The sequence below is a fragment of the Streptomyces sp. DSM 120436 genome (assembly GCF_055778765.1).
The window spans coordinates 1,484,507-1,509,806 of sequence record NZ_JBSKBS010000001.1 but is presented as its reverse complement, the minus strand read 5'-3'; the positions used below and the strand labels follow the sequence as shown (position 1 = coordinate 1,509,806).

The 25,300-nt window shown below is 75.1% G+C and carries 17 protein-coding genes; 15 read left to right on the top strand and 2 right to left on the bottom strand.

Annotation, left to right across the window (positions count from 1 at the left end):
* The first annotated feature begins 4 nt into the window (after positions 1-4).
* Complete coding sequence (locus ACWH4W_RS06925; protein WP_473074922.1) at positions 5-2,311, top strand: (Fe-S)-binding protein; 2,307 nt, start codon at positions 5-7, stop codon at positions 2,309-2,311.
* 493 nt (positions 2,312-2,804) lie between these two features.
* On the opposite strand, the gene ACWH4W_RS06920 is transcribed toward ACWH4W_RS06925, so the two are convergent.
* Positions 2,805-5,732, bottom strand: coding sequence for a helix-turn-helix transcriptional regulator (locus ACWH4W_RS06920; protein WP_473074921.1), 2,928 nt, complete (start codon positions 5,730-5,732; stop codon positions 2,805-2,807).
* A 383-nt stretch (positions 5,733-6,115) separates the two neighbouring features.
* Here ACWH4W_RS06920 and ACWH4W_RS06915 point away from each other — a divergent pair, with 383 nt between their 5' ends.
* The 3 genes from ACWH4W_RS06915 to ACWH4W_RS06905 all read left to right on the top strand — a co-directional run bounded on the left by ACWH4W_RS06915 (position 6,116) and on the right by ACWH4W_RS06905 (position 9,615).
* Positions 6,116-6,799: a helix-turn-helix transcriptional regulator gene (locus ACWH4W_RS06915; RefSeq protein WP_473074920.1), complete on the top strand. Its 684-nt coding sequence runs from the start codon at positions 6,116-6,118 to the stop codon at positions 6,797-6,799.
* A 156-nt stretch (positions 6,800-6,955) separates the two neighbouring features.
* Entirely contained in the window at positions 6,956-7,600 is a 645-nt protein-coding gene (locus tag ACWH4W_RS06910) for a Pvc16 family protein (protein ID WP_473074919.1), read from the top strand.
* Complete coding sequence (locus tag ACWH4W_RS06905) at positions 7,597-9,615, top strand: ATP-binding protein (RefSeq protein WP_473074918.1); 2,019 nt, start codon at positions 7,597-7,599, stop codon at positions 9,613-9,615. The genes ACWH4W_RS06910 and ACWH4W_RS06905 overlap by 4 nt, the downstream gene beginning before the upstream one ends.
* A 57-nt stretch (positions 9,616-9,672) precedes the next feature.
* Here the strand turns inward: ACWH4W_RS06905 and ACWH4W_RS06900 are convergent, their stop codons facing one another.
* The gene (locus ACWH4W_RS06900; protein WP_473074917.1) at positions 9,673-11,061 is read right to left on the bottom strand and encodes a ricin-type beta-trefoil lectin domain protein; all 1,389 of its coding nucleotides are present in this window, start codon (positions 11,059-11,061) and stop codon (positions 9,673-9,675) included.
* 310 nt (positions 11,062-11,371) lie between these two features.
* On the opposite strand from ACWH4W_RS06900, the gene ACWH4W_RS06895 reads away from it, so the two are divergent.
* The 11 genes from ACWH4W_RS06895 (at position 11,372) to ACWH4W_RS06845 (ending at position 25,259) form a co-directional block, all read left to right on the top strand.
* Entirely contained in the window at positions 11,372-12,961 is a 1,590-nt protein-coding gene (locus tag ACWH4W_RS06895) for a phage tail sheath subtilisin-like domain-containing protein (RefSeq protein ID WP_473074916.1), read from the top strand.
* A gap of 88 nt (positions 12,962-13,049) precedes the next feature.
* Positions 13,050-13,493: a phage tail protein gene (locus ACWH4W_RS06890; RefSeq protein ID WP_473074915.1), complete on the top strand. Its 444-nt coding sequence runs from the start codon at positions 13,050-13,052 to the stop codon at positions 13,491-13,493.
* Positions 13,493-14,011 carry a hypothetical protein gene (locus ACWH4W_RS06885; RefSeq protein WP_473074914.1) on the top strand — a complete coding sequence of 173 codons (519 nt, stop codon included), beginning with the start codon at positions 13,493-13,495 and terminating at the stop codon, positions 14,009-14,011. The genes ACWH4W_RS06890 and ACWH4W_RS06885 overlap by 1 nt, the downstream gene beginning before the upstream one ends.
* On the top strand, positions 14,008-14,166 hold the full coding sequence (locus ACWH4W_RS06880) for a DUF6760 family protein (RefSeq protein WP_473074913.1): 159 nt from the start codon (positions 14,008-14,010) through the stop codon (positions 14,164-14,166). Before ACWH4W_RS06885 ends, ACWH4W_RS06880 begins: the two co-directional genes overlap by 4 nt.
* 3,478 nt (positions 14,167-17,644) lie before the next feature.
* Positions 17,645-18,070 (top strand): phage tail protein, encoded by a 426-nt coding sequence (locus ACWH4W_RS06875; RefSeq protein ID WP_024886434.1) that lies wholly within the window; start codon positions 17,645-17,647, stop codon positions 18,068-18,070.
* A gap of 90 nt (positions 18,071-18,160) precedes the next feature.
* The gene (locus ACWH4W_RS06870; RefSeq protein ID WP_473074912.1) at positions 18,161-18,898 is read left to right on the top strand and encodes a CIS tube protein; all 738 of its coding nucleotides are present in this window, start codon (positions 18,161-18,163) and stop codon (positions 18,896-18,898) included.
* Entirely contained in the window at positions 18,898-20,808 is a 1,911-nt protein-coding gene (locus tag ACWH4W_RS06865; RefSeq protein ID WP_473074911.1) for a VgrG-related protein, read from the top strand. The genes ACWH4W_RS06870 and ACWH4W_RS06865 overlap by 1 nt, the downstream gene beginning before the upstream one ends.
* Positions 20,808-21,266, top strand: coding sequence for a GPW/gp25 family protein (locus ACWH4W_RS06860; protein ID WP_473074910.1), 459 nt, complete (start codon positions 20,808-20,810; stop codon positions 21,264-21,266). Before ACWH4W_RS06865 ends, ACWH4W_RS06860 begins: the two co-directional genes overlap by 1 nt.
* The gene (locus ACWH4W_RS06855; protein WP_473074909.1) at positions 21,266-23,224 is read left to right on the top strand and encodes a putative baseplate assembly protein; all 1,959 of its coding nucleotides are present in this window, start codon (positions 21,266-21,268) and stop codon (positions 23,222-23,224) included. The genes ACWH4W_RS06860 and ACWH4W_RS06855 overlap by 1 nt, the downstream gene beginning before the upstream one ends.
* Entirely contained in the window at positions 23,221-23,817 is a 597-nt protein-coding gene (locus tag ACWH4W_RS06850) for a phage tail protein (protein WP_473074908.1), read from the top strand. The genes ACWH4W_RS06855 and ACWH4W_RS06850 overlap by 4 nt, the downstream gene beginning before the upstream one ends.
* Entirely contained in the window at positions 23,814-25,259 is a 1,446-nt protein-coding gene (locus ACWH4W_RS06845; RefSeq protein WP_473074907.1) for a zinc ribbon domain-containing protein, read from the top strand. Before ACWH4W_RS06850 ends, ACWH4W_RS06845 begins: the two co-directional genes overlap by 4 nt.
* Positions 25,260-25,300: the final 41 nt, after the last annotated feature.

Below are 25,300 nucleotides of genomic sequence, written 5' to 3'. Positions count from 1 at the left end.
CCCCATGCAACTCGCCGCGATCATCGTGTCGCTGCTCCTGACCGTGGTCGGCGTTGCGCTGCTCACACGCGCGATCGGCCAGTTCGTCCGGTACTTCAAGCTGGGCCAGCCGGTCCCGGCCGGCGCCCGGACCGACCATCCCTACCAGCGCAGTGTGACCCTGGTGCGGGAGTTCCTCGGCCACACCCGCATGAACCGGTGGGGCATCGTCGGCATCGCCCACTGGTTCGTCGCCGTCGGCTTCCTGACCCTGCCGCCCACCCTCGCCCAGGCCTTCGGCCAGCTCTTCCAGGCCGACTGGGTGCTGCCGGTCATCGGCGGCTTCCTGCCGTTCGAGATGTACATCGAGTTCATCGGCGTCATGACGGTCCTGGGCATCCTGGCGCTGATCGTGATCCGCCTGCTCAGCCTGCCGACCCGGCCCGGCCGCAAGTCCCGCTTCACCGGCTCCAAGTCCGGCCAGGCGTACTTCGTCGAGGCCGTCATCCTCACCATCGGCCTCGCCATCTACGTGCTGCGCGGCCTCGAGGGCGCCCTGCACCACGTCGACAGCTACGAGCCCGCGTACTTCGCCTCGTACCCGCTGGTCCTCGCCTTCGACGGCCTGTCCGTCGAGACGCTGCAGAACCTGGTCTACCTGACCGCCATGATCAAGATCGGGACGTCGTTCGTCTGGATGATCGTCGTCTCGCTCACCCTCAACATGGGGGTGGCCTGGCATCGTTTCCTGGCGTTCCCGAACATCTGGTTCAAGCGTGAGGCGGACGGTTCCACCGCGCTGGGTGCGCTGCCGGTGATGACCTCGGGCGGCAGGCCGATCGATTTCAGCGATCCCGGTGACGACGACGTCTTCGGCGTCTCGCAGGTGGAGCAGTTCTCCTGGAAGGGGTTGCTGGACTTCTCCACCTGTACCGAGTGCGGGCGGTGTCAGTCGCAGTGTCCGGCGTGGAACACGGGCAAGCCGCTCTCGCCGAAGCTGCTGATCATGTCGCTGCGTGACCACGCGCATGCCAAGGCGCCCTATCTGCTGGCGGGTGGCGGCAGGACCGTGGAGGGCGAGGAGAGGGCGTCGGCGGAGCAGTTGGCCGGTGTGCCGGCCGCCGCGCTCGCCGAGGCCGGGCGTCCGCTGGTCGGCACCGCCGGGGCTGTGTCCGAGGGCGGCTTCGCCGCGGGCGGTGTCATCGATCCGGACGTGCTGTGGTCGTGCACCACCTGCGGTGCGTGCGTGGAGCAGTGTCCGGTGGACATCGAGCACGTCGATCACATCGTCGACATGCGCCGTTATCAGGTGATGATCGAGTCGGCGTTCCCGTCCGAGGCGGGCACGATGCTGAAGAACCTGGAGAAGAAGGGCAATCCCTGGGGTCTGGCGAAGAAGCAGCGTCTGGAGTGGACCAAGGAGGTCGACTTCGAGGTCCCGGTCGTGGGCAGGGACGTGGAGGACCTGTCGGAGGTGGAGTACCTGTACTGGGTGGGCTGTGCCGGTGCGCTGGAGGACCGTGCGAAGAAGACCACCCGGGCCTTCGCGGAGCTGCTGCACATTGCGGGTGTGAAGTTCGCGATCATGGGCGGTGACGAGAAGTGCACCGGTGACTCCGCCCGCCGGCTGGGCAACGAGCCCCTGTTCCAGGAGCTCGGCATGGAGAACGTGATGTCCCTCAATGCCGCGTTCGGCGAGGAGACGGACGACGAGGGCAGGGTGACTGAGGCCTCGCGCAAGCCGAAGTCGGCGAAGCGGATCGTCGCGACCTGTCCGCACTGTCTCAACACCCTGGGCAACGAGTACCCGCAGCTGGGCGGTGACTACGAGGTCATCCACCACACGCAGTTGCTGCAGCACCTGGTGGACGAGGGCAGGCTGATCCCGGTCACCCCGGTGGAGGGTCTGATCACCTACCACGACCCGTGCTACCTGGGCCGTCACAACAAGATCTACACGCCGCCGCGCGAGATCATCGGCAAGGTCCCGGGTCTGCGCAACGAGGAGATGCACCGTCACAAGGAGCGCGGCTTCTGCTGCGGCGCCGGCGGCGCCCGGATGTGGATGGAGGAGCGGATCGGCAAGCGCATCAACGACGAGCGCGTCGACGAGGCCCTCTCCCTGGATCCGGACATCATCTCCACCGCCTGCCCGTTCTGCCTGGTCATGCTGACCGACTCGGTCAACGGCAAGAAGAACGAGGGCAAGGCCAAGGAGTCGACCCAGGTCGTCGACGTCGCCCAGCTCCTGCTGGAGTCCGTCAAGACCCCCGCCGGCCCGGCCGGCGAGGAGGAGCCGGAGCCGGCTCCCGAACCGGAACCGGTGAAGTGACGCACACCGCGCAGTGAAGGGGCCGCCTCCGGGCGGCCCCTTCGGCATGATCCGGGAGCGTCTCCGGAGACGCCGGCACGCGTCCGCCGCGCCACGCGATACGGCTCGCGCCGCGGCGGGGCGGAGCGACGGCCGTCCCTGCGGGGCGGGTGCGGCAGCGTGGTCTCCCGCCCCGACGCGGTCCGGCGGTCCGCAAGGGGACCGGCCCGCGCCGACGCGGGCCGGAACAACCGGCGTCCCGGCCGCGCCACCCCCTCAGCCGACGCGGGCCGGCGGTCCGCAGGGGAAGCCGTCCGCGCCGACGCAGGCCGGAACGCGGCGACCCGGCAGAGTACGAGCAGCCACCGTCCCCACGGGGCGGGCACGGCGGCGCTGCCCCTCAGCCGACGCGGTCCGGCGGTCCGCAGGAGGACCGGCCCGCGCCGTCGTGGACCGGAGCGCGGCGGCGCGGAGGAGCCGGAGCGACCGCCGTCCCCGCGGCGGGCGCCGTCCCCTACCCCGCGCGGGCCGGAGGTCCGTAGGGGGACGGCGGCGGGAGGGCCGACGGGAGTTCCGTGCGGCGGGTGATGCCGAGTTTGCGGTAGGCCGCCGTCAGGTGGGTCTCGACCGTGCGGCGGGCCAGGTGGAGGGAGGCCGCGATCTCCGCGTTGGTGCGGCCCTCGGCCGCCAGGCCGGCGATGCGGCGTTCACTGTCGGTCAGGGCGGCCGGGCCGGTGCGGGGGGCGCCGGGGCGGCGGGCGCCGCCCTCGTGGAGCAGGTCCTCCGCCACGCCGCGCAACCGCACCGCGCCGAGGCGTTCCGCGTGTTCCACCGCCTCGTGCAGCGCCTCCCGTGCTTGGGAGCGCTCCCGAAAACCGAGCAGCAGCCTGCCGTGCGCGATCAGCGCGGCGATCAGCTCGGCCCCGCCCGGCGTCCCCCGCAGCAGTCCGACCGCGCGGGACGTGAGCCGCAGACCGCGCCGGCCGCCCGTCGCCTCGCCCAGCGTCCGCAGCGCCCGGCCCCGTACCCGCGCGGTGCCCCAGACCTCGGCGAGCCGCGCCTCCTCCTCCGCCAGCGCCAGCGCCTCGTGCGGCCTGCCCAGCGCGAGCAGGCACTCGGCGGCGCCCACGCGCCACGGTGACACCACGGACAGGCGCGCCCCGAGGGACGCCTGGCGGCGCCCGCACTCCAGGAAGTCCTCCAGCGCCCGCGCCGGTTGCCCGGACGCGGCCCGCAGCACGCCCCGCGCGTACAGGAAGCGGTGGGTGCGCCAGGAGTCCGGGGCGGTCGGCAGGTCGAACCCGTCGACCAGCCGCGCGGCCTCCTCCGGCCGTCCCGTCTCCACCAGCGCGATCACGGCCTGCGTGTGCGCGCTGGTGGGGCCGGGTCCGGACGACCAGGTCCCCGGCGTGCGGGCCCGCGGCTCCGCCAGGACGGCGTCGTAGTCGGCGCGGGCCGCCGCGACGTCCACCCGCACGTCGGTCAGGATGTGGTGCATCGGGTGCAGCAGGAACGACGCCAGCGGGTCCAGCGCCCGCCGGACCAGCCGCTCGGCCGTGTCCAGCTCGTCCGCCCAGTGCGCCACGAGCGCGGCCATGCCGTGCAGGAACGGCGCGGCGAGCGGGTCGGCGGGCCCCTCGGTGAGCGCGCGGACGCGCTCCATCGCCTCCCACGAGGAGATCAGGCCGGCCGTCGCCCCGTGCCGCACGGCGAGCATCCGGTGGGCCGCGTCGAGCAGGTCGGGCCCGTCCTCGTCCGGCGCGGGCGGGGACGGGGGCGGCTCGTGGTCGGCGCGCGCCGCGTGCGGGGTGGCGTCGGACAGCAGCACGGTGACCGCGCGCAGGGTGCGCGCCAGTCCGGGCCGCCCCGCCAGCCGTTGTTCCTCCTCCCGCAGCATCCGCTGCGCCGCCACGGTGTCCCCGCTGCGGGCCAGCGCCGTGGCCAGGGCGACCGTCGCCCGTACCCGGTCCCGCGAGTCGCCGGGCAGCCGTACGGCCTGGGCGAGCCGGGCGAGTCCGCCGGACGGGTGGGCGGCGCACTCCAGGGAGCCGAGCTGGATGAGGACGGCGGCCCGCCGGACCGGCTCCATCGGTTCGTCGAGGGCGCGCCGCAGGAACGCCACGGCGCACCGCGGCCGGTCGGCGCGGGCCTCCTCGGCCGCCGCCTCCAGCAGGACGTCGACGGCCCACGGCTCGGCCACCGCGGAGCCGTGCAGCAGGTGCCGGGCCACCACGGCGACCGGGGCGCCCTCCCGCATCAGCTCCTCGGCGGCCGCGCGGTGCGCCTCCCGGCGCCGCCCGCCGGTCCAGCCGCTGAGCACGGCGTCCCGCAGCAGCGGGTGGGCGTACCGGTGCGGTCCGCCCGCGTCCCGCCGCAGCAGGCCGAGCCGGGTCATCGCGGTGAGCCAGCCGGTGACCCGGTCCGGATCGGCCCGCGCCATGCGGGCGAGGGTCCGCGCCTGCGTGTCACGGCGCTCGTCGGGGCGGTACCCGGGGCACCGGTCCCACCGGGTCTCCGTGCCCTCCCCCTCCGGGGCGCGGGCGGCCGCCCGGTCCGCCTCCGCGCTCTCCAGCACGGCCAGGCAGCGGGCGACCCGGGCCGTGGCCCCGCCCGCGCCGGCCAGCCACCACGAGACGGCCTCCGGGTAGGCGCCCGGGTACAGCGCCGCGCAGGTGTCCGGCAACGCGGCCGACGACGGCTCCGACGAGGATTCCGACAAGGACTCCGGCGAGGACTCCGTCCAGGACGACAGGTCGTGCAGCAGGGCCCGCAGCAGCAGCGGGCTGCCCGCCCCGGCGCGTACGCAGTCGGCCACCCGGCCGGGCCCGGCGTCCGGGAGGGCGGCGCGCACGAGTTCCGCGGCGGCGCCGGCGCTCAGCGGGGCGAGGGTGTGGGTGTGGACGAAGGCGGGGGACAGCCCGTGGACGAGTCCGTGTCCCGCCGGGTCGATGTCGTACTGGCTGCGCTCGGTGACCACGAGGAGCACCGGCAGCCCGTCGACGAGCCGCGCCGCCTCCGTCAGCCAGCGGCGCGAGGACGCGTCGGCGGCGTGCACGTCGTCGACGGCGACGAACAGCGGGCCCCGCCGCGCGTACGTCTCCAGCAGCCGCCACAGCAGCGCGCCCTGCGTCCGCCGGTGCTCGGCGGGGGACGTGCCGGCCGCCGCCGGGAGCTCCAGGAGGAAGCCCGCGTCGGCGCCGAAGAGCTGCCGGGCCACGCCCCAGTCCGTGCCGCCGTCGTCCGGGATCCCGCGCGCCCGCAGCACCCGCATCCCCTGGTGCGCCGCCTGTCCGGCCGCGGCTCTCAGCAGCGCGGTGCGTCCGGTGCCGGTGGCGCCACGCAGCAGGACCAGCCGGCCCGCTCCGGCACGGGCGCGTTCGCCCTGCGCGGCCAGCAGGCGCAGGGCGTCGTCCCGTTCGCTCAGGCGTTCTCCTAACGGCAACGGTTCCTCCTGGGCCGGACGGATCGCGGAAGGGGGACGGAGTCGCTCCGGACACCGGCCCCGGTCTGAAGGACGCGGAAACGGCCGTTCGGGTGCCCTGACGGGCGGACGCGGACGGCCTGTTGAGGCAGAGAACGGGACGGAGGGGTGAATGCGTGCCGCGGGTATGGACGCGGAGTGCCCGGTCGTGTTCCATCCGGGCAGAGCCGTGACCGAGCCCCCGGCCGCCGGTGCGGGGACCCCGCCGGGACGTGCGCGGTCGCCGCCCCTGATCTCGTGGTGCGTCTCGTGGTTCTCCACGATTGCCCGCGCCCCACCCGCCACAGGAGTGTGGGACCGAAGCGTCGGACGCGGCCGCCCCGTCGGCGGTCGCACGGTCGGGTATGGGGAATCGGTTGCACAGCTCGTTGACAGGCCCCGAGACGGCCGCGCCCGCCGGACCGGGCAGCCGTATCCCCGTGGTGGTCGAGGCCCCGGACCCCATCTCCCGGGCCGGCGCGGCCAGCGAACTGCGCCGCCACCCGGTCATCGACCTGGTCGAGGACGGGCGGCCCGGCCCCGGCACCGTGGCCCTCCTGGTCAACGACCAGCTCGACGAGGGGCTGTTGACACGGATGCGCAAGCTGGTCCGCAGCGACGGCAGCCGCGCCGTGCTCGTGGTCGGCGCGATCCGGGAGAACGAACTGCTCGACGTCGTCGAGTGCGGCGTCGGCGCGATCGTCTGGCGTCACGAGGCCACCGCGCAGCGGCTGGTGCGGGCCGTCGTCGCGGCCTCGCGGGGCGACGGGGACCTCCCCGGTGACCTGCTGGGCCGGCTCATCAACCGGGTGGGCACGCTGCACCGCACGTCCGCCGGGCACTCCGGCTCCCCCGCGAGCGGCCTGACGGCCCGCGAGGTCGACGTCCTGCGGCTCGTGTCCGAGGGACTGGACACGGGAGAGATCGCCGGAAAGCTCTCGTACTCCGAGCGGACGGTCAAGAACGTGTTGCACGGAATCACCACCCGGCTGCACCTCCGCAACCGGGCGCACGCCGTCGCGTACGCCCTTCGGGAAGGTTACATCTGACCGCACAGGCAATCGAATTGGCGCCCTCGGGCATCCCGTGCTGCCCGCGCTCACGCCCCGGCGCCCGCACCTGTGCCGTGCGCCCCGGGCACCATCGACGGATCCGGACGGTGCGGCGGCCGGCGGACCGCGCGACGGCAGAGCAGGAGTACGACGGTGATCCACGAGGTGGACGAGGTCCTCAAGGAGCTTCTCAAGGGCGGCGCCCTGGCCGGCTCGGGCGTCGAGGTGTCGCTGGACGCCCCGACCCGGGACTGGGCGGCCCGCCGCAACGCGCCCACCCTGAACGCCTACCTCTACGACATCCGCGAGGAGGTGTCCCGGCGGGAGCGCGGCACGGTCGCGGTCACCGACGACCGGGGCCAGGTGGTGAAGCGCCGCGTGCCGCCGCGCTGGTTCCGTCTGTCGTACCTGGTCACCGCCTGGACCCGGCAACCCCAGGACGAGCACCGCCTGTTGTCGGCCGCGCTCGCCACGCTGCTCCCCCGCGAGATCCTCCCGCCCGTCGAACTTCCGCCGCCGCTCGCCGCGTTGGGACTGTCCGTCACGCTGTCGGTCTCCGGGACGCAGACCGAGTCGCGGTCGCTGGCCGAGATCTGGTCCGCGCTCGGCGGCGAACTCAAGCCGTCCCTCGACCTGGTGGCGCTGGTGCCGTTCCCGTCGTACCCCGAGTACGACGCCGGCCCGCCCGTCACCGAGGGGGCGGTCGTCCGGGTCCGGTCCGTCGACGGCGTCCAGGACGGCACTCCCGGCCGCGCCCACCGCCCGCACCACGTCGAGCGCGGACGGCGCACCCGGTGACCGCCCACGACCCCGCCGACGCCCTCCTCACCCGCGTCACCCGGCTCCGCGACCGCGTCGCCCGGCTGGTCGAGCACCGCTCCGCCGGCGACCCCACCGCCGACGACCCCCTGCGCGGCCTCTACCTCTCCGAGGCGGCCGTACGCCACCACCTGCACGCCGCCCCCGCGGCCCCGGCGGAACCCGCCGACGACGAGGAACCCCCCGGCGACCGGCTCGGCCCGCTCGCGCGGCGGCTCGGCCTGCGCCCGCTGGAGGTCATGGTGCTGCTGGCGGCGCTCGCCCCGGACCTCGACCGCTCCTTCGAGCCGCTGTACGGCTACCTCAACGACGACGTGGGCCGCCGCCGCGCCACCACCGGGCTCGCCCTCGACCTGTGCGGCGCGCCCGTGCACCGCCCCGAGGCACGCGCGGTCTTCCACCCCTCCGCCCCCCTCCGGACGCTCGCCCTGCTGGACGTCGAGGAGCCGGAACGCCCGTTCCTCAGCCGGTCGTTGCGGGTGCCGGGCCGAGTGGTCGCCCACCTCCTCGGCGACGACACCCCCGACCCGTCGCTCACCGGACGGGTCCGCCCGCTCACCGTGCCGTCCGCCGCCGAGCCGGCCGGCGAGGACACCTTCACCGGACGGCTCGCCACCCGGCTGAAGGAGGAGCCGCTCACCGTCTACCTGCGCGAGCACCGTGAGGGCGAGGGCCTGGCGCACGCCGCGCGCGCCCTGCCCGGCGGCGCCCTGCACTACCGGCCCCGCGGCCCGCACACCGAGGAGCCGCTGGCCGCCCTGGTCCGCGAGGCCCGGCTGCTGGACCGCGCGGTGGTCGTCTCCGCGCTGCCGGACGACCCGGGGGCATTCGTGCGGGCACTGTCGGTGCCCGATGTGCCCGTGGTGTTCACCGGCCCCCGGCCCTACGACCCGCAGTGGTGCGACGACGACCCGCTGGTGCTGGACGCCCCCCGGCTGGGGACGGACGTCGTGCACGCCTGGGCCGCCGCCCTGCACGACGGGGACGGCACGGCGGACACCGCCGCCCCGACGGACACCTCGCACCCGGACCTCCGCCTCGACCTGGCCGCCACGGTGGCCCCGTACCACCTGGGCACCGACCGGGTGACGCGGGCGGTGCGGGCCGCACGGGCCCTCGCCGCGTTCGACGGCGCCCCCCTCGCCCCGGCCCACCTCCGGCTCGGCGCGCGCCAGCAGTCCACCTCCGGCCTGGAGCAGCACGCCCGGCGCATCCGGCCGGCGGTCACCTGGGACGACCTGGTGCTGCCCGAGGCGCCCCTCGCGCACCTGCGCGAACTGGCCCGACGGGCCCGGCTGCGCGACCGGGTGCTCGGCGACTGGCGGCTGAGCGCCGGAGGCGGCCGGGGCCGGGGCGTCCTGGGCCTGTTCGCGGGCGAGTCGGGCACCGGCAAGACCCTGTCCGCCGAGGTCGTCGCCGCCGAACTGGGCCTGGACCTCTACGTCGTCCAGCTGTCGTCGGTGGTGGACAAGTACGTCGGGGAGACCGAGAAGAACCTGGAGCGGGTCTTCTCCGAGGCGGACCGCACCGACGCCGTGCTGCTCTTCGACGAGGCGGACGCGGTGTTCGGCAAGCGCTCCGAGGTCAAGGACTCCCACGACCGGTACGCCAACCTGGAGAGCGCCTACCTGCTCCAGCGGCTGGAGTCCTTCGACGGCATCGCGCTGCTCACCACCAACCTGCGCGCCAACATCGACGAGGCGTTCACCCGCAGGCTGGACCTGGTGGTCGACTTCCCCTTCCCGGACGCCGGGCAGCGGCTCGCGCTGTGGGAGCACTGCCTGTCCCGGGTGCCGTGCGCGGACGACGTCGACGTCCGCCGGGTGGCGCGGGACTTCGAGCTGGCCGGAGGTTCCATCCGCAGCGCCGTGGTCACCGCCGCCTACGCGGCGGCGGACCGGGACGGCGCGGTCACCACGGCCGACCTGCTGGAGGGGGCGCGGCGGGAGTACCGCAAGGCGGGGCGGCTGGTGCCGGGCGAGGGCACCTGGTAGCCGCCCCCGCCGCGGGGCACCTGGCAGCCGCCCCGACCACGAGGGCGCGGCGCACCGTCAGGGCGTGCGCACCGTCCACTTCTGGTTGGGTGTGCCCCCGCACGTCCACAGGTGCAGCCCGGTGTCGTTGCCGGTGCCGCTCCACATGGCGTCCACGCACTTGTCGGCCAGCACGCTGACCAGGTCGGCGGCGGGGCTCATCGCGAAGTTCTGGGCGGGGTTGCCGCTGCACCGGGCGAGCTGGATCAGCGCGCCGTCGTCCCGCGAGCCCCAGGCCACGTCCATGCACATGTCCATCGAGCGGACGGTGCCGTCGCCGCGGAACTCCCAGCGCTGGTTGGCGGCGTTCGGGTCGCAGTCCCGGATCACCAGGCCGGTGCCGTCGTGCGCCTGGCCCTTCTTCAGCGGGACGGTGACGCACCGGTCGGAACCGACGCCCACGATGAAGTCACCGACCAGGGACTCGGGTTCGGCCTGCTTCTCCTCGCCGCCTCCGCCGCCCCCGCCGCCCCCGCCGGAGGCCGGCTCCTCCTCCTCGCCGGAACCCGCGTCCTCCGCGCCGGTGTCCGCGGGCTCCTCCTGCTCGGGCGGCTTCTGCTCCGGGGACGCCCCGGCGCTCGGCAGGGTGAGGGGCGCGGCCGCCGAGGCGCTGGGGGCGGGGATCGCACCGGCCTCGGCCTGCGCCGTCTTCTCGGTGGCCAGCGACCGCACGTCCGGCTTGTACGTCAGCCAGATCACGAGGAACGCGACCGCCAGCGCCAGGGTCGTGGCCAGCACCGTGGCCAGCCACCCGGGCAGGAAGCCGCGCTGTACGAACTTCCCGTCCACGCCCAGCGGATCGACCCCGGAGCGCTGCACGGTCAGGGTGTAGGGACGCTCCTGCTTGGAGCCGAACCAGATGATCTCCCGGGGCTTCAGCCGCGCCTTGACGAACGCCGCCCGCCCCGGCTCGATCTGGACGTTGCCCGGGTCCAGGTCGAAGGAGAGCTGGTCGCCGTTGTCGCTCCCGCTCAGCGAGGCGGTCACCTTGGTGTTGCCGAGGTTGTCCACGGCGAGCACCGGCTTGCCCCGCAGCCGCCCCTTCACCACCGGCGGCACCAGCTCGGCCCGCACCTCGGTGAACGGGGTGACCGTCATGTTCCCCTCGGGGACGGTGGTCGCCTCGGGGTGTTCCGTCGGCGTGATCCGGACCGCGTACGGATGCGGTCCCGCGGCCGCGTCCGGGGTGCGCGGCACGTCGAAGGACACCTCGACGGTCCCCGTGGTCCCGGGGTACAGGCGCAGCGACGGCGGCTCCACCCGCGCGTACGGCGCGAGGTCGCCCACCGGTTCGAACCGGTACTCGTCCACCACGTCGCCGGTGTTGCGCACCCGCAGCCGCACCGTCGCACGGCCGCCGGGGTCGACCGTCGCCGACGCCGGTTCAAGAGAAGTCCATAGGCTCACGCGTCGACGCTACGGTCGGGCGCCGAAGGCGTCAGGAGGCTGCGAGGCAGGGCCGGCTGCCCGGAAAGGCACCCGCTTGCCCGGCGCGGTGCCGGGGCGTCCCGCAGGGCGCGCACGCCGGGACCGGAGGGCCGCCGGACGCCCCGCTCCCACCGCGGGATTCCCGCCCGCGCGGGGGCGCAGCGGCGCGCGTCCTGCCTTTCCGGGCAACGGCGATGCCCCGGACACGGCACTCGCAGCCGTTCCGGTGGGCGCACCGCGCGCGCGAGGGTGCGTACAGACCTGACTCGTACCCCGAGGAGAGCAGAGCATGCCGTCCTACCTGTCGCCGGGCGTCTACGTCGAGGAGGTGGCCAGCGGCTCGCGCCCCATCGAAGGAGTGGGCACATCGGTGGCGGCCTTCGTCGGCCTCGCCCCCTCCGGCCCGCTGAACGAGCCGACCCTGGTCACCAACTGGACCCAGTTCGTCGCCTCCTTCGGCGCCTTCACGGACGGCTACCACCTGGCGCACGCCGTCTACGGCTTCTTCAACAACGGCGGCAGCGCGGCCTACGTGGTGCGGGTCGGCGGCGCCCCGGGCGGCATCGCGGGCGAGGCGTCCGGCGCGCCCGCGGAGGTGACCGGCGCGGCCCCGCGGGCCGCCCTGCCCGCCGGGACGCCGGCGCAGCTCGGCACCTTCACCGTGACCGCCGTGGCCGCCGGCTCCGGCCCGCTCAGCGTCGAGGTCTCCGACCCCGAGGGCGAGGGCCCCGCCGAGCGGTTCCGGCTCACCGTCAAGGACGGCGACCGCCCCGTCGAGACGTTCGACGTCAGCGCCAAGAAGAGCAGCCGCACCTACGTCGTCACGCAGGTGAAGGAGCGCTCCAAGCTCATCACCGTGCAGGAGGCGGCCCCGGCGGCGCAGCTCGCCCGCCCGGAGAACCAGACCGTCGCGCTCGTCGCCCCGGCGCCCGCGCCCGCCGTCCCGGCCGCCGCCGAGGGCGCCGGCCACCCCGGTCCGGCCCAGTACGTCGGCGACTCCGCGGACCGCACCGGCTTCGGCGGTCTGGAGGCCGTCGACGAGATCTCCATGGTCGCCGTCCCCGACCTGATGGCCGCCTACCAGCGCGGCGACATCGACCTGGAGGCCGTCAAGGCCGTCCAGCTCGGCCTGATCGCGCACTGCGAGCTGATGGGCGACCGGGTCGCCGTCATCGACCCGCCGCCCGGCCTCAACGCCCGCGACATCCGCGTCTGGCGCCAGGAGACCGCCGGCTACGACTCCAAGTACGCGGCGCTGTACTACCCGTGGATCAAGGTGTTCGACCCGGCCAGCGGCCAGAGCCGGACCGTCCCGCCGAGCGGCCACATCGCCGGCGTCTGGGCCCGCAACGACTTCGAGCGCGGCGTGCACAAGGCGCCCGCCAACGAGGTGGTGCGCGGCGCCGTCGACCTGGAGCTGCAGATCACCCGCGGCGAGCAGGACCTGCTCAACCCGATCGGCGTCAACTGCATCCGCGCCTTCCCCGGCCGCGGCATCCGCGTCTGGGGCGCCCGCACCCTCTCCTCCGACCCGGCCTGGCGCTACCTGAACGTCCGCCGGTACTTCAACTACCTGGAGGAGTCGATCCTGATCGGCACCCAGTGGGTGGTGTTCGAGCCCAACGACCACCAGCTCTGGGCCCGGATCCGGCGCAACGTCTCCGCGTTCCTCGTCAACGAGTGGCGCTCCGGCGCCCTGTTCGGCGCCCGCCCGGAGGAGGCCTTCTACGTCAAGTGCGACGAGGAGACCAACCCGCCGGAGTCCGTCGACCTCGGCCGGGTCGTCTGCGAGATCGGCATCGCCCCGGTCAAGCCCGCCGAGTTCGTGATCTTCCGGCTGGCCCAGTTCTCCAGCGGCAGCGGGGAGCTGGAGGAGTAGGGGGCCGTCCCGGAGGGCTCCCCGCCCCCTCCCCCTCTCCCCCGCGAACTCCGCTCCCCCTCCTCTTCCCGAAGGAAAGTGACGACAGATGAGTCTGCAGCCGGGTGACGCCCTCACGTCACACAATTTCGGCCTCCAGATCGACGGCGTGATGGTCGAGTACCTCGCCGAGGTCAGCGGCCTCAGCATCGAGCAGGACGTGATCGAGTACCAGCAGGTCTCGGCCCAGGGCAAACCCGTCACCAAGAAGATGCCGGGCGTGAAGAAGGCCGGCACCTGCACGGTCGTGCGCGGCATGACCCAGTCCGCCGCGTTCAACGAGTGGATCAACGAGTCGGTCAACGGCGCGATGGCCACGGCCCGCAAGAACGCGACCATCATGGTGATGGACTACCAGAACAATCCGGTCAAGCGGTACAACATGCGCAACGCCTGGTGCAGCAAGATCGACACCAGCACCGTGAAGGCCGGCGAGGCCTCCGCGCTGACCGAGACGGTGACCATCACGTTCGAAGAACTGGTCATCGAGTAATGCGACGCACCACCGCCCGGCCGGGGATCCCCCCGGCCGGCCCGGCCCCCGCCGACGCGACCGCGGTCGCGGTCGCGGAGCCGGAGGAGGCCGTTCCCGGCGGGCCCGCCTCCCCGGCGGCGTCCGGCGAGCCCGCGGGCGGCGGGACGCTGCGCACCGAGTTCCCCTTCGAACTGCCGCGCGGCTACGTCGACGAGACCGGCACCGTGCACAAGCACGGGGTGATGCGGCTGGCGACCGCCCGGGACGAACTGGTCCCGCTGCGCGACGTCCGGGTGCAGGAGAACCCCGCCTACCTGTCGGTGGTGCTGCTCGGCCGGGTCATCACCCGGCTGGGGACGCTCCCGATGGTGCACGACGGGGTCGTGGAGAACATGTTCGCCTCCGACCTGGCCTTCCTCCAGGACTTCTACCGGCAGGTGAACGCCGAGGGCCACACCCGGGCCGGCGTGACCTGCCCCCACTGCGAGCAGCCGTTCGAGGTCGAACTCGGCGGGAGCCGCCTGGGGGAATCGTGACGTACGCGACCGACCGGCTGCACGAGGAGATCGCGTACATCGCCTACCACTTCCACTGGAGCCTGGAGGACATCCTGGACCTCGAACACGGTGACCGCCGCCGGTACACGGAGCAGATCACCGCGCTCGTCACCCGCGCCACGGCGGAAGGCTGACCCGGCATGGGATTCCTCGACCGGTTGCGGAAGGGCGCGCGGCGCGGCGACGCACCTGTGGCTCCCGCACCTGTGGCTCCCGCACCCGCGGCTCCCGCGGACGCCGGTTCCGCGGGTCCCGCGGGGGCGGCTCCCGCGGACACCGGTGGTGGCGGCGGTGGCCGCGGCGGCGGTACGCCCGGCTCCACGGCCCCGGCGCGTACGGCCGCCTGGCCCGCGCTGCCGCCGATCCAGCGGGCGACCGCACGGCCGTCGTGGCCGGTCGCCGACGCCGGGTTCGCCGGCCGGCTGAGCACCTGGCAGAACCCGGCCTTCGCCGGCACGCTCTCCCACGCCGTGCTCGACGGCGCGCCCGGCGGACTGGTCCAGGGCGTCCTCACCGCGTCGGCGCGTCCGTCGGCGGGGCTGGAACTGCCCACGCTCGACCTGCCCGTCGCCACGCCTCCCGGTGAGCACGGCGCCGGCCACCCGGGCGAGGGCGAGGAGCTGCCGCCGGTGCAGCGCGCGGCAGTCCCCTTCACCGTCACCCGCCCGGCGGGCCCGCGGGTCACCCCCGCTCCCGCCCCGGCCCGCCGGTCCGCGTCCCTGACGCGGACGACGGCGCCGGCGGCGACCGTGCAGCGACGGACCCTGCCGGTCGCGGCGGCGGGACCGGGCACGCGGGGCTCCGGCACGGGTCCGGCCGGTGCCACGGCGGTCGCTCCGGCCGGTGCCCCGGCGGTCTCCCCGTCCGGTGCGGTCTCCCCGTCCGGACCGGCCGACGCGCCGGCCACCCGGTCCGGTGGAGGCAGGCCGGACGCCCGGTCCGGCGAAGGCGGTGGTGCGTCCGTGCAGCGTCGCCGGCCGTTGCTCGGAGCGCCGTTGACGACTCCGCCGCCGGGTGCGCCGTCGGGGGCGCCCGAGCCGGGTGCGGGGGCTTCGGGCGGCTCGGGAGCGGGGGGAGGTACTGGTTCTCCGGTGTCTGCGGTGCCGTCGGTGCCGTCGGGCTCAGCACCATCGGTGCCTTCGGGGTCGTCGGGACCGTCGGCGTCCTCGGATTCCTCGGGTTCCTCGAAGTCGTCGGTCTCTCCGGTGTCCCGCGCGGTCTCGGGATCTCCGGTGACCCCGGACGCCCCGGTGCGGTCCGTCTCCCGGGAGCCGGGCAGCCGTGCCGGTGGGCAGGAGCCCGTGGTGCAGCGGGCCGTCCCGGGGACGCCGGAGGAGACGGCGCCGGTCCCGGTGTCGCCCGCCGTGGCACCTCCGGTGCGGTCACTGACGCCGACCCGTGCGCTGGCTCCCTCCGCGCCGTCCGCGCTGTCACCGGTGGCCCCGCACCTCCGTCCCGCACCCGCGGCCGTGCCTCTGCGGCAGACCGCGCCCACCGTGCAACGCCGGGCCGCCCGGTCCGGCGGGGGCGCCCCGGGCGCACGGAAACCCGAGCCCTCCGGTCCGTCCGGCGGCCCAGCGGCGGCCACCGTGCCCACGGGCGCCGTCCCGGCGGCTGCTCCTGTCGCCCCGGCACCGTCGGCACGTCCGGCGGTCACGCCGGGGCCGCAGGACGGTGCTCCGGCACTGCGGCACGCGTCGGCGGAGCCGCCCGCGAACGCCGCGCACACCGGGAAGGCCGCGAGCGTCGGGGGCGGCACACCCACGTCCGCGCCCACGACGACCGCTGCTCCCGTGAATCCCCTCCCCGTGACCGCTGTTCAGCGCCTCACCCGGCCCGGTTCCGCCGCACCCGTCGCACCGCTGCGGCGGATCCCGACGGCACCGGTGCCCCGGGCCGTGGACGTCCCCGCGACTCCGGGCGCCACGCCCACACCCTCCACACCCTCCGTGCCCTCCGCTCCTCCTGCTTCCTCCGCTCCCTCCGTTCACCCCGTCGTGAGCGAGGCCCCGGCCGCGTCCGGCGCCCCTCGGCCCGCCGCGGTTCCGGCGCCCGGGGCGGCCCCCGTCCAGCGGGCCGGCGTTCCGGGCGCGGGTCCGTCCGTTCCCGGTGCGGCCACTCCCCGTGCCGCCGTGCCCGGCGTGGGCGAACAGGCGGTCTCCGGGCCCCAGCCCCGCGCCGCTTCCGTACCCGCCGCCCCCCTCGACACCCCCGCCCTCCGGCGCCGCACGCCCTCCGGGGAAGCGCCGAAGCCCGTGGGCGGCCGTACCGTGCTGCCGCCGCTCGGCTCCACCTCCGTCTCCGTGCCGAGGCCGGGCGGTACCGGCCCGTCGCCCACCGCGCCTGCCCCCGCCCCCACGCCGGTCGGGCCCCCCATCCAGCGGCTCGCGGCAGGACGCCCCACGCCTCCGGCACCGCCGTCCGCCCCCGCCGCGCCCGTGGTGCAGCGCTCCGCCGCCACCACCCCGGCCGACGAAGCCCCGGCCACCGCATCCGCCCCGACCGGTGAGGACCGGACCGCAGTGCCCGCCCCCGCGCCGGCCCCCCGCAGCGAAACGACGAGCACCCCCGTGCGCCCCCTCACCCGGCCCACCCCGTCGACGTCCACCCGCCCGGCCGCCCCCACACCCCCACAGCACCGCCCCGCGCCCGCCGCCCCGCGCCCCGGAACCACCCCCGCCGCACGCCCCGGCCTCGGCGCCCCCCTGCAACGCAGCACCGCGCCCGCGCCGAGCCCCGCCCGTGCGAGCACTCCGGCCACCCCGGGGCCCGCGCCCCGGGCCACATCCGTACCGCCGCTGCCCGGCCCCTCCCCCCGGCAGCCCCTTCCACCGACCCCCCAAAGCCCCACCCCCGCCGGGCCGAGCACCACCCCGGTCCAGCGCACCGCCACCGCTCCCGGCACCACCCCCGTCCAGCGCACCGCCTCGCCGACCACCGCCACGCCCACCCCCTCACCCATCCCCTCCCCCGCACCCGTTTCCACGCCCTCGCCCACCCCCGCGTCCACGCCCACACCCCCGCGCGCCGCGGTCACGCGCCCCGTCCCCCTCCGTGCCCCCACCCCCGCCGTCCCGGTCCTCCGGCCCGCGCCAACCGCTGCCCCCGCACCCCCCGCACGATCCGCTGCTCCCCCCTCCCTCCCCGTCCAACGCGCGACACCGGCCACCCCCACCCCGGCCACCCCCACCCCGGCGGCACCCCCCTCGGCACCCCCGCCGCCCCCCGTCCAACGCACCCCCGCCCCCGCCCCCACCCCGACCCCGCAGCCGACGCCCCCCGACACCCCACCCCCGCAGGGGCCGCTTCCGCCGCCCCCGCCGTACGATCCGGGGCCGCCCCCGCCGTACAGCGCCCGTGACCCGCACCCGGGGGCGAGGGGCTCGCGCGGTGAGCCGGCGTTCGATCCGCGTGCGCTCACCGACGGGCAGCTCGACGAGCTGACGCACCGTCTGGTCGGCCCGCTCACCCGTCTGCTCCGCACCGAGCTGCGGATGGACCGGGAACGCATCGGCCGGCTCCGCGACCCGCGCGCCTGACCCGCCCCCGTCCTCCTGCCCGCCCTTCCTGCCCGCCCCTCCGACCGCCCCACCCGCCCCGAAAGGCCCCGCGATGCCCAGCGATCTCGATCCGGGATCCACGATCTTCTTCACCCTCACCATCGACGGCGAGAGCCTCGGCGCCTTCAACGGCTGTGAGGGTCTCGCGTCGACGGTGGAGGTGGAGCAGTACCAGGAGGGCGGCAACAACGGGTTCGTGTGGCAGCTCCCGACCCGGGTCACCTTCTCCACGATCCGGCTGACCCGCCCGCTCACCCCGGACACGTCGAAGGTCGCCGCGTGGATCTCGTCCGTGACGACCGGCGTCACCCGCCCCACCGCCCAGATCTCGGCGCTGCGCGCGGACGGCTCCGAGGTGGCGCGCTGGGGGCTCATCGACGTGCTGCCGGTGAGCTGGCAGGGGCCCTCCCTGGACCCCGCGAACCCGGGTGTGGCCACGGAGGTCCTGGAGATCGCCCACCACGGCTTCACCGACTGACCCACGCCCCACCCGACACACGAGCACAAGCACGACCACGACCACGAGCACGACCAGCACACCACCGCACCGAGGACGGAGACGAAGGACATGGCAGGCAAGGGAGGCAAGGGCTCCAGGGGCGGCGCGGGCAAGAGCCTGGTGCGCGCCACGCTCGCCATCCACGAGCCCCCCATCGGCGACAGCACCACACCGGGCGGTCTGATCAAGACCTTCGACTTCGACTTCAACCCGGCGCAGCTCACCCTCAGCCGCCGCGCCCACTGGAAGAGCACCCCGTCCGCCGCCCTGCGCGACGGCCCGCTGCCCGAGTTCCTGGGCGTGGAGGGACGGAGCCTGTCGATGGAGATCTTCCTCGACTCCTCCGGCGACCCGGGCGACAGCAGCGTGCTGAAGAAGGTCGAGGCGCTGTTCTCCTGCTGCGAGGTGACCGCGAAGTCCATCGCGGCGGACCAGCCGTCGACGCCGTGGGTGGTGTTCGAGTGGGGGTCGTTCTCGACGGCGCGGTTCACGGCGTACATCGGCAGTGTGCAGGCGGCGTACACGCTGTTCGGCACCACCGGTGTGCCGATCCGGGCGGCCTGCCAGGTGGAGCTGAACGAGATCCCCGGACAGACCAAGGGCCAGAACCCGACGTCGGGCGCGCTCACCGCGCGGCGCGTGCACCGGGTCGTCGCGGGCGACACGCTGCAGTCGCTGGCCTGGCGGGAGTACGGGGACGCCGCGGCCTGGCGGGCGATCGCCGAGGCCAACGACATCGACGACCCGTCCCGGCTGCCCAACGGCACCGAACTGATCCTTCCGGCGGCCGGGGAGGTCGCGTACTGATGGTCAAGCCCTCCTTCTCCAACATCGTCGACGTCACCTTCGACGGGAAGCCCGTACCGCCGTACTTCGCGCCGCTGCTGGTCGGCGGCTGGGTCGATCTGGGCGCGGGCGTGCCGGGCGCGTTCCGGGTGACGTTCCGGGACGCGCACGGGCTGGTGCTCGGCAAACTGGGCGTCAAATTCGGCACCGAGGTGGTGATCGCGCCCGTCGCGCACGGCAAGGGCGCCGGTGACCCGCTGCTGACCGGCGAGGTCACCGGCATGGAGACCGACTACGACGGCACCGGCACCTTCACGGTGATCCGCGGGTACGACCGCGGGCACCGGATGATGCGCCGCCGCCGCGTCGCCGCCTACCGCAACCAGACCGCGTCCGACATCGCCCGCACGCTCGCCGCGCAGGACGGCCTCGCCGTCGGCACCGTGCAGGGCACGAGGACGGTCTACGAGTTCATCAGCCAGGCCAACGTCACCGACTGGGACTTCCTGTCCCGGCTCGCCGACGAGAACGACCGGGTGATGTCCCTCGACGCCAAGGGCCGCTTCCAGTTCACCGGCCCCGACCCGGCGTCCGGCGCACCGCCCACCAGCACCCCGGGCGAGAAGAGCCCGTACGTCCTCCAGGCCGGCGCCGACGTGCTGCGCTGCCGGGCCGCGGTGACCGCCGCCGACCAGTTCGGGCGGGTCGAGGCGCGCGGCTGGGACGTCGTCGCGAAGAAGGAGCTCACCGCGACCGCGCCGACCACCGCCCACCCCGGCATCGCCATCGGCACCACCCCGCAGAAGGCCGCCTCCGCCTTCGGGACCGTCACCCTCGTCGAGACGGAGAAGCCGTACGACCGGCAGAACGAGGTGAAGCACGCCGCCGACTCCCTCGCCGACGACGTCACCTCGTCCTTCGCCGAGCTGGAGGTCGTCGTGCGCGGCAACCCGAAGCTGCGCCCCGGCGTGCCGGTCACCCTCACCGACGTCGGCGCCCCCTTCGAGGGCAAGTACACGGTGACGTCCGCCCGGCACGTGTTCGGCGACGGCAAGCACTACGAGACCTGGATCACCGTCAGCGGCCGCCAGTGGCGCTCCCTGTTCGGGCTCACCTCCGGAGGCGGCGGAAGCGGCTCCGCGGCCGCCGCGCCCCGCCTGCCGAGCGTCGCCAACGCCCTGGTCACCGACGTGCAGGACCCGCTGAAGCAGGGCCGGGTCAAGCTGCGGTTCCCGTGGCTGGACGACACGTACGTCTCCGACTGGACGCGGACCGTGCAGCTCGGCGGGAAGCGCGGCGGGGGCGTCTTCCCGCTCGACGTGGGCGACGAGGTGCTGGTCGCGTTCGACCGGGGCGCGCTGGACCACCCGTTCGTCATCGGCGGCCTCTACAACGGCGTGGACAAGCCGTCCCCGGTCCGGGACGTCCCGCTGCACGACAACGTGAAACGGCGGGCGATCCGGCACACCCTGTCCGACCGCGACGCCAACCGCGTCGACCTGCTCAGCCAGACCAACGGCGCCCGCAAACAGGGCGTCCGGGTGGTCTCCGGCGACGAGAAACTGGTCATCAACCTGGACCGCACCAAGACGGAGATCACCGTCGACAGCGAGGGCACCGTCGTCATCAAGGGCGGCCGCTCCGTCTCCGTCGAGGCGGGCACCGACCTCACCCTGAACGGGAAACGGTCGGTGACCATCAAGAGCGGCGGACCGCTCACCCTCCAGGGCCGCGGCACGGTCAGCCTCAGCTCGTCCGTCGGCGCGGTCTCCGTGGACGCCAAGGGCGCCCTCTCCCTCAAGGCCATGGGCCTGGCCAGCCTCACCGCGCTGGGCAGCGTGCAGATCAACGCGGCGGCCGCCGTGGGCATCCGCGCGGCCACCGTGCCGGTCATGGGCCTGCTCACCGCCAACGGAAAGCCGGTGATCTGATGGCCGAGCAGTTCGTCGGCTCCGGCTGGGCGTTCCCGATGCGCATCGGACCCACCGGCGGCATCGCCCTGGTCAGCGGCGAGAAGGAGATCGAGGAGGCCATCCGGCTCATCCTGGCCACCGCGCCCGGCGAGCGGCCGATGCGCCCGGAGTTCGGCTGCGCCATCCACGAGCTGGTCTTCGCCCCCGTCAACGAGGCCACCGCCGGCCGCATCCAGCACGAGGTGTACACGAGCCTCGACCGCTGGGAACCGCGCATCGAGGTCGAGGAGGTGCAGGTCACCGCGGGCCCCGGCGACGGTGTGCTGCACATCGACGTCCGCTACTCCGTCCGCGGCACCAACAACCCGCGCAGCCTCGTCTTCCCCTTCTACGTCATCCCCTCCCACGACGAGCCCGGCACGAGCGGCACGGCCGGCGCGGGCGAGTCCGGCCCCCACCCCGAAAGCGACCGCTGATGGCCCTCCCCTCCCCCAACCTCGACGACCGCCGCTTCCAGCAGTTCGTCGACGACGCCAAGCGCTACATCCAGCAGCGCGCCCCGGAGTGGACCGACCACAACGTCTCCGACCCCGGCGTCACCCTCATCGAGACCGTCGCGCACATGGCCGACCAGATCGTCTACCGCCTCAACCGGGTGCCCGAGAAGAACCACCTGGCCTTCCTCGACCTCGTCGGCGTCACCCTGTTCCCGCCCACCGCCGCGCGCACCGACGTCACCTTCTGGCTGTCCGCGCCGCAGGACGAGCCGGTGGTGCTGCCCGAGGGCACCGAGGTGGCCACCACCCGCACCGAGCGGGAGGAGGCCGTGGTCTTCGCCACCGAACGCGAACTCGTCCTCGTGCCCTGCTCGCTGGGCAGGCTCGCCGTGCAGCAGCAGGGGGAGCCGGTCGCCGACCGCACCGACGACCTCGCCGAGGGCAAGGACGTGCTGTGCTTCTCCGAGGCGCCGCGGCCCGGCGACTGCATGCTGTTCGGGCTGAGCGGCGCCGTGCCGCACTGCGCCGTCGCCCTGGAACTCGACAGCCGCGTCGACGGCGTCGGCGTCGACCCGCGCCAGCCGCCGCTGGTGTGGGAGGCGTGGACCGAGGACGGCTGGGCCGAGTGCGAGGTCGAGCGGGACGTCACCGGCGGCCTCAACCGGCCCGGCGAGGTCGTGCTGCACGTCCCCGGCGGGCACGTGCTCTCCCGCAACGGCGGCCACGAGGGCGGCTGGCTGCGCTGCCGGGTCACCGAACCCCTCCCCGGCCAGCCCTTCTACACCACCTCCCCGTCCGTGCGGGCCGCCGAGGCGTACACGCTCGGCGGCACGACCTCCACCGTGCACGCCGAGACCGTCCACGACGAACCGCTCGGCGAGTCCACCGGCCTGCCCGGGCAGCGGCTCCGCCTGGCGCACGCACCGGTCGTGGGCGACACCCCGCCCGTGCTGCTGCAGACCGCCGAGCACGACGGCTGGACCGACTGGGAGGTCGTCCCCCACTTCGCCGGCTCCCGCCCCCGCGACCGGCACATCACCCTCGACGCCACCACCGGCGAGATCGCCTTCGGCCCCGCCGTCCGCGAACCCGACGGCTCCCTGCGCCAGTACGGCGCCGTCCCCCCGAAGGGCGCCGTCATCCGCGCCCGCCGCTACCGCACCGGCGGCGGCAGGGCCGGCAACGTCGCCCGCGGCGCCGTCCGCGTCCTGCGCCGCTCCGTGCCGTACGTCGCCGAGGTCGTCAACCGGGAGGCCGCGCGCGGCGGCGTCGACGGCGAGACCGTCGAGGAGGCGAAGCGCCGGGCGCCCATCACCCTGCGCGCCCAGGAACGCGCGGTCACCCTGCGCGACTACGAGGAGCTCGCCCGCCGCGCCGCCCCCGAGACCGCCCGCATCACCTGCCTGGAGGGCGAGGAGAGCGAACACGGCGCCTACGCGGTGCGGGTCCTCGTCGTCCCCCAGGCCGTCCCCGACCCGGGCGGGCGGCTCCGCTTCGAGCAGCTCGTCCCCGGCGACGCGCTGCTCTCCCGCATCACCCGCCACCTCGACGAACGCCGGCTGATCGGCACCCGCCTCGCCGTCGGCCCGCCGTACTACCAGGGCGTCACCGTCGTCGCGACCGTGCACGCCTTCCGCGGCACCGACACCGACCGGGTCCGCCGCCAGGCGCACGACGCCCTCTACCGGCACCTCGACCCGCTCACCGGCGGCGCCGACGGCACCGGCTGGCCCTTCGGACGGCCCGTCCAGGCCGGCGAGATCTTCGCCGTCCTCCAGCGCGTCCCCGGCGTCGAACTCGTCGACCAGGTCCTGCTCCACCCCGCCGACCCGATCACCGGCAAGCGCGGCGAGGCCACCGACCGGATCGACCTGTCCGCCCCGTCCCTCGTCTTCTCCTTCGACCACCGGGTCCGCGTGATCGGGGACGGCGCATGAGGGGCTCCGTCGACGGGCTGGGCTCCTCCGCGCCGATCGGCCCCATGCTGCCCGCGATCTTCGCCGACGACGACCTGGCGCAGCGCTTCGTCGCCGGACTCGACGAGGTCCTCGCGCCCTTCCTGGTCGTCCTCGACAACCTGGACGCGTACTTCGACCCGGCGCTCGCCCCGCTGGACTTCACCCGCTGGCTCGCCGACTGGGTGGGCGCCGAGACCGACGGCATCGACGACGACACCACCCCGGCGGGCGCCCCTCCGGCGGAACCCCGCCTGCGGGCCGCCGTCGCCGCCGCCGCCCGCCTGCACCGCGTACGGGGCACCCGGCACGGCCTGTCCGAGGCGGTGCGCCTGGTCTTCGGCGTCCCGCCCGAGATCAGGGAGAGCGGCGCCGCCGACTGGCACGCCCGCCCGCTCGGCCCGGTCCCCGGCGACCGCCGCCCACACCTGCACGTCTCCCTCACGCTGCCCGACCCGACCCCCGCCGACCACCACCGGCTGGACACCCTCGTCGCGGCCGCCCGCCCCGCCCACATGCCGTACACGGTCGAGGTCATCGCCGCGACCGCCGCCGAAAGGACCACCGACCGATGACCAGCCCGTCCCCCGGCCCCGGCCGGCCCGCCTCCCGCTGCGCCGACTGCGGCACCCCGGCGGAGCCCGGCCAGTCCTTCTGCGACTCCTGCGGGGCGGTCCTCGGCTGGGCCGGCGAGAGCCGCGCGGGCCGCCCCCGGCCCACGGCGGCGGCGCGGACCGCGACGGCCGGTACGGCCGGTACAGCCGGTACGGCCGGGGGTGATGCGGCTGCGGGTGACACTGGAGCCCCGGGCGCCACCGCGCCCCGCACGGACGACTGGGACCGTGCCGCGGCACCTGGCACCGATGACCGGGACCGCGCAACGGCACCCCGCACGGGCGACCCGGACCGGACGGCCGCTCCCCGCACCGACGACCGGAACCAGTCCACCGCGCCGGAGGACGACACCGAGCCCCTCCCCCACGTGCGGCCCGCCGACCACGACGGGAACGACGACGCCGGCGGCCCCGGCAGGGGCGACGGCGAGGCGGGCAGCCCCTCCTCCGCCCCCACCCCCGCTGCCCCCGCCTCCGCCTCCGCCTCCGCCCCCGCCTCCGCCTCCGACGCGGCCGAACGGGCCAGGTCCCTCCTCGTCCCCGTCGCCGACCCCGGACCGCAGGCGCCCGAGGACCCCGCCGTCGCACCGGTCCTGCCCGGCCGCACCGCCGCCCGCCGCCCCCAGGTCCGCGCCGTGGGCCCGCAGGCGGACGCGGAGGGCGGCGTGCCGTGCCCCTGGTGCTCCACCCTCAACCGCCCCGAACGGCACTTCTGCTCGCGCTGCGCCATGTCGATGAGCCGCGGCGAGGACGCCCCGCAGCGGCTGCCGTGGTGGCGCCGGATGTTCGCGGACCGCACCGCCGAGCCGGCCTGGGCGGGCGAACGCCCGCGCCTGCGCCGGGGCTTCGGCCGGGTCTGGAACTGGGTCGTCGCCGCCGTCGTGATCGGCCTGGTCGTCGCCCTGGTGATGAACCTGGGCACGATGATCCAGGCCACCCGCGACCACTTCGCCAAGCGCGCCCCGGTCGGTCCGTCCGCCGTGAAGGCGTCCCGCTCGTACACCGGGCACGGCGCGGGCCTCGCCTTCGACAAGCTGAACAACACCTGGTGGGGCCCCGGCATCGCGCAGGCCGCGGAGGGCGAGTGGCTGGAGGTCACCTTCGACCAGCCGACCCGCCTGCTGGACCTCGTGATCACCCCCGGCACCTCCACCCGCGCGAACGAGCTGTCGGAGTCCGCCCTCCCGCGCCGCATCGACGCCCAGATCACCCGCGCCGACGGCGAGAAGATCACCCGGACCCTCACCCTGGACCAGAGCGCGGGCGGCCAGCGCCGAGCGTTCCGGGTCGGCGAGGTGACGGCCGTGCGCTTCGTCCTGCGGTCGGCCTACGGCGCCGGCCCGGAGAAGCAGGTGGCGATCGCCGAGATCGAGTTCTTCGGCCCGTCCCACACCACCTCCTGACGCCCCCGCCGGGCCCGCCTCGGGTGGGCCCGGGTACCGGT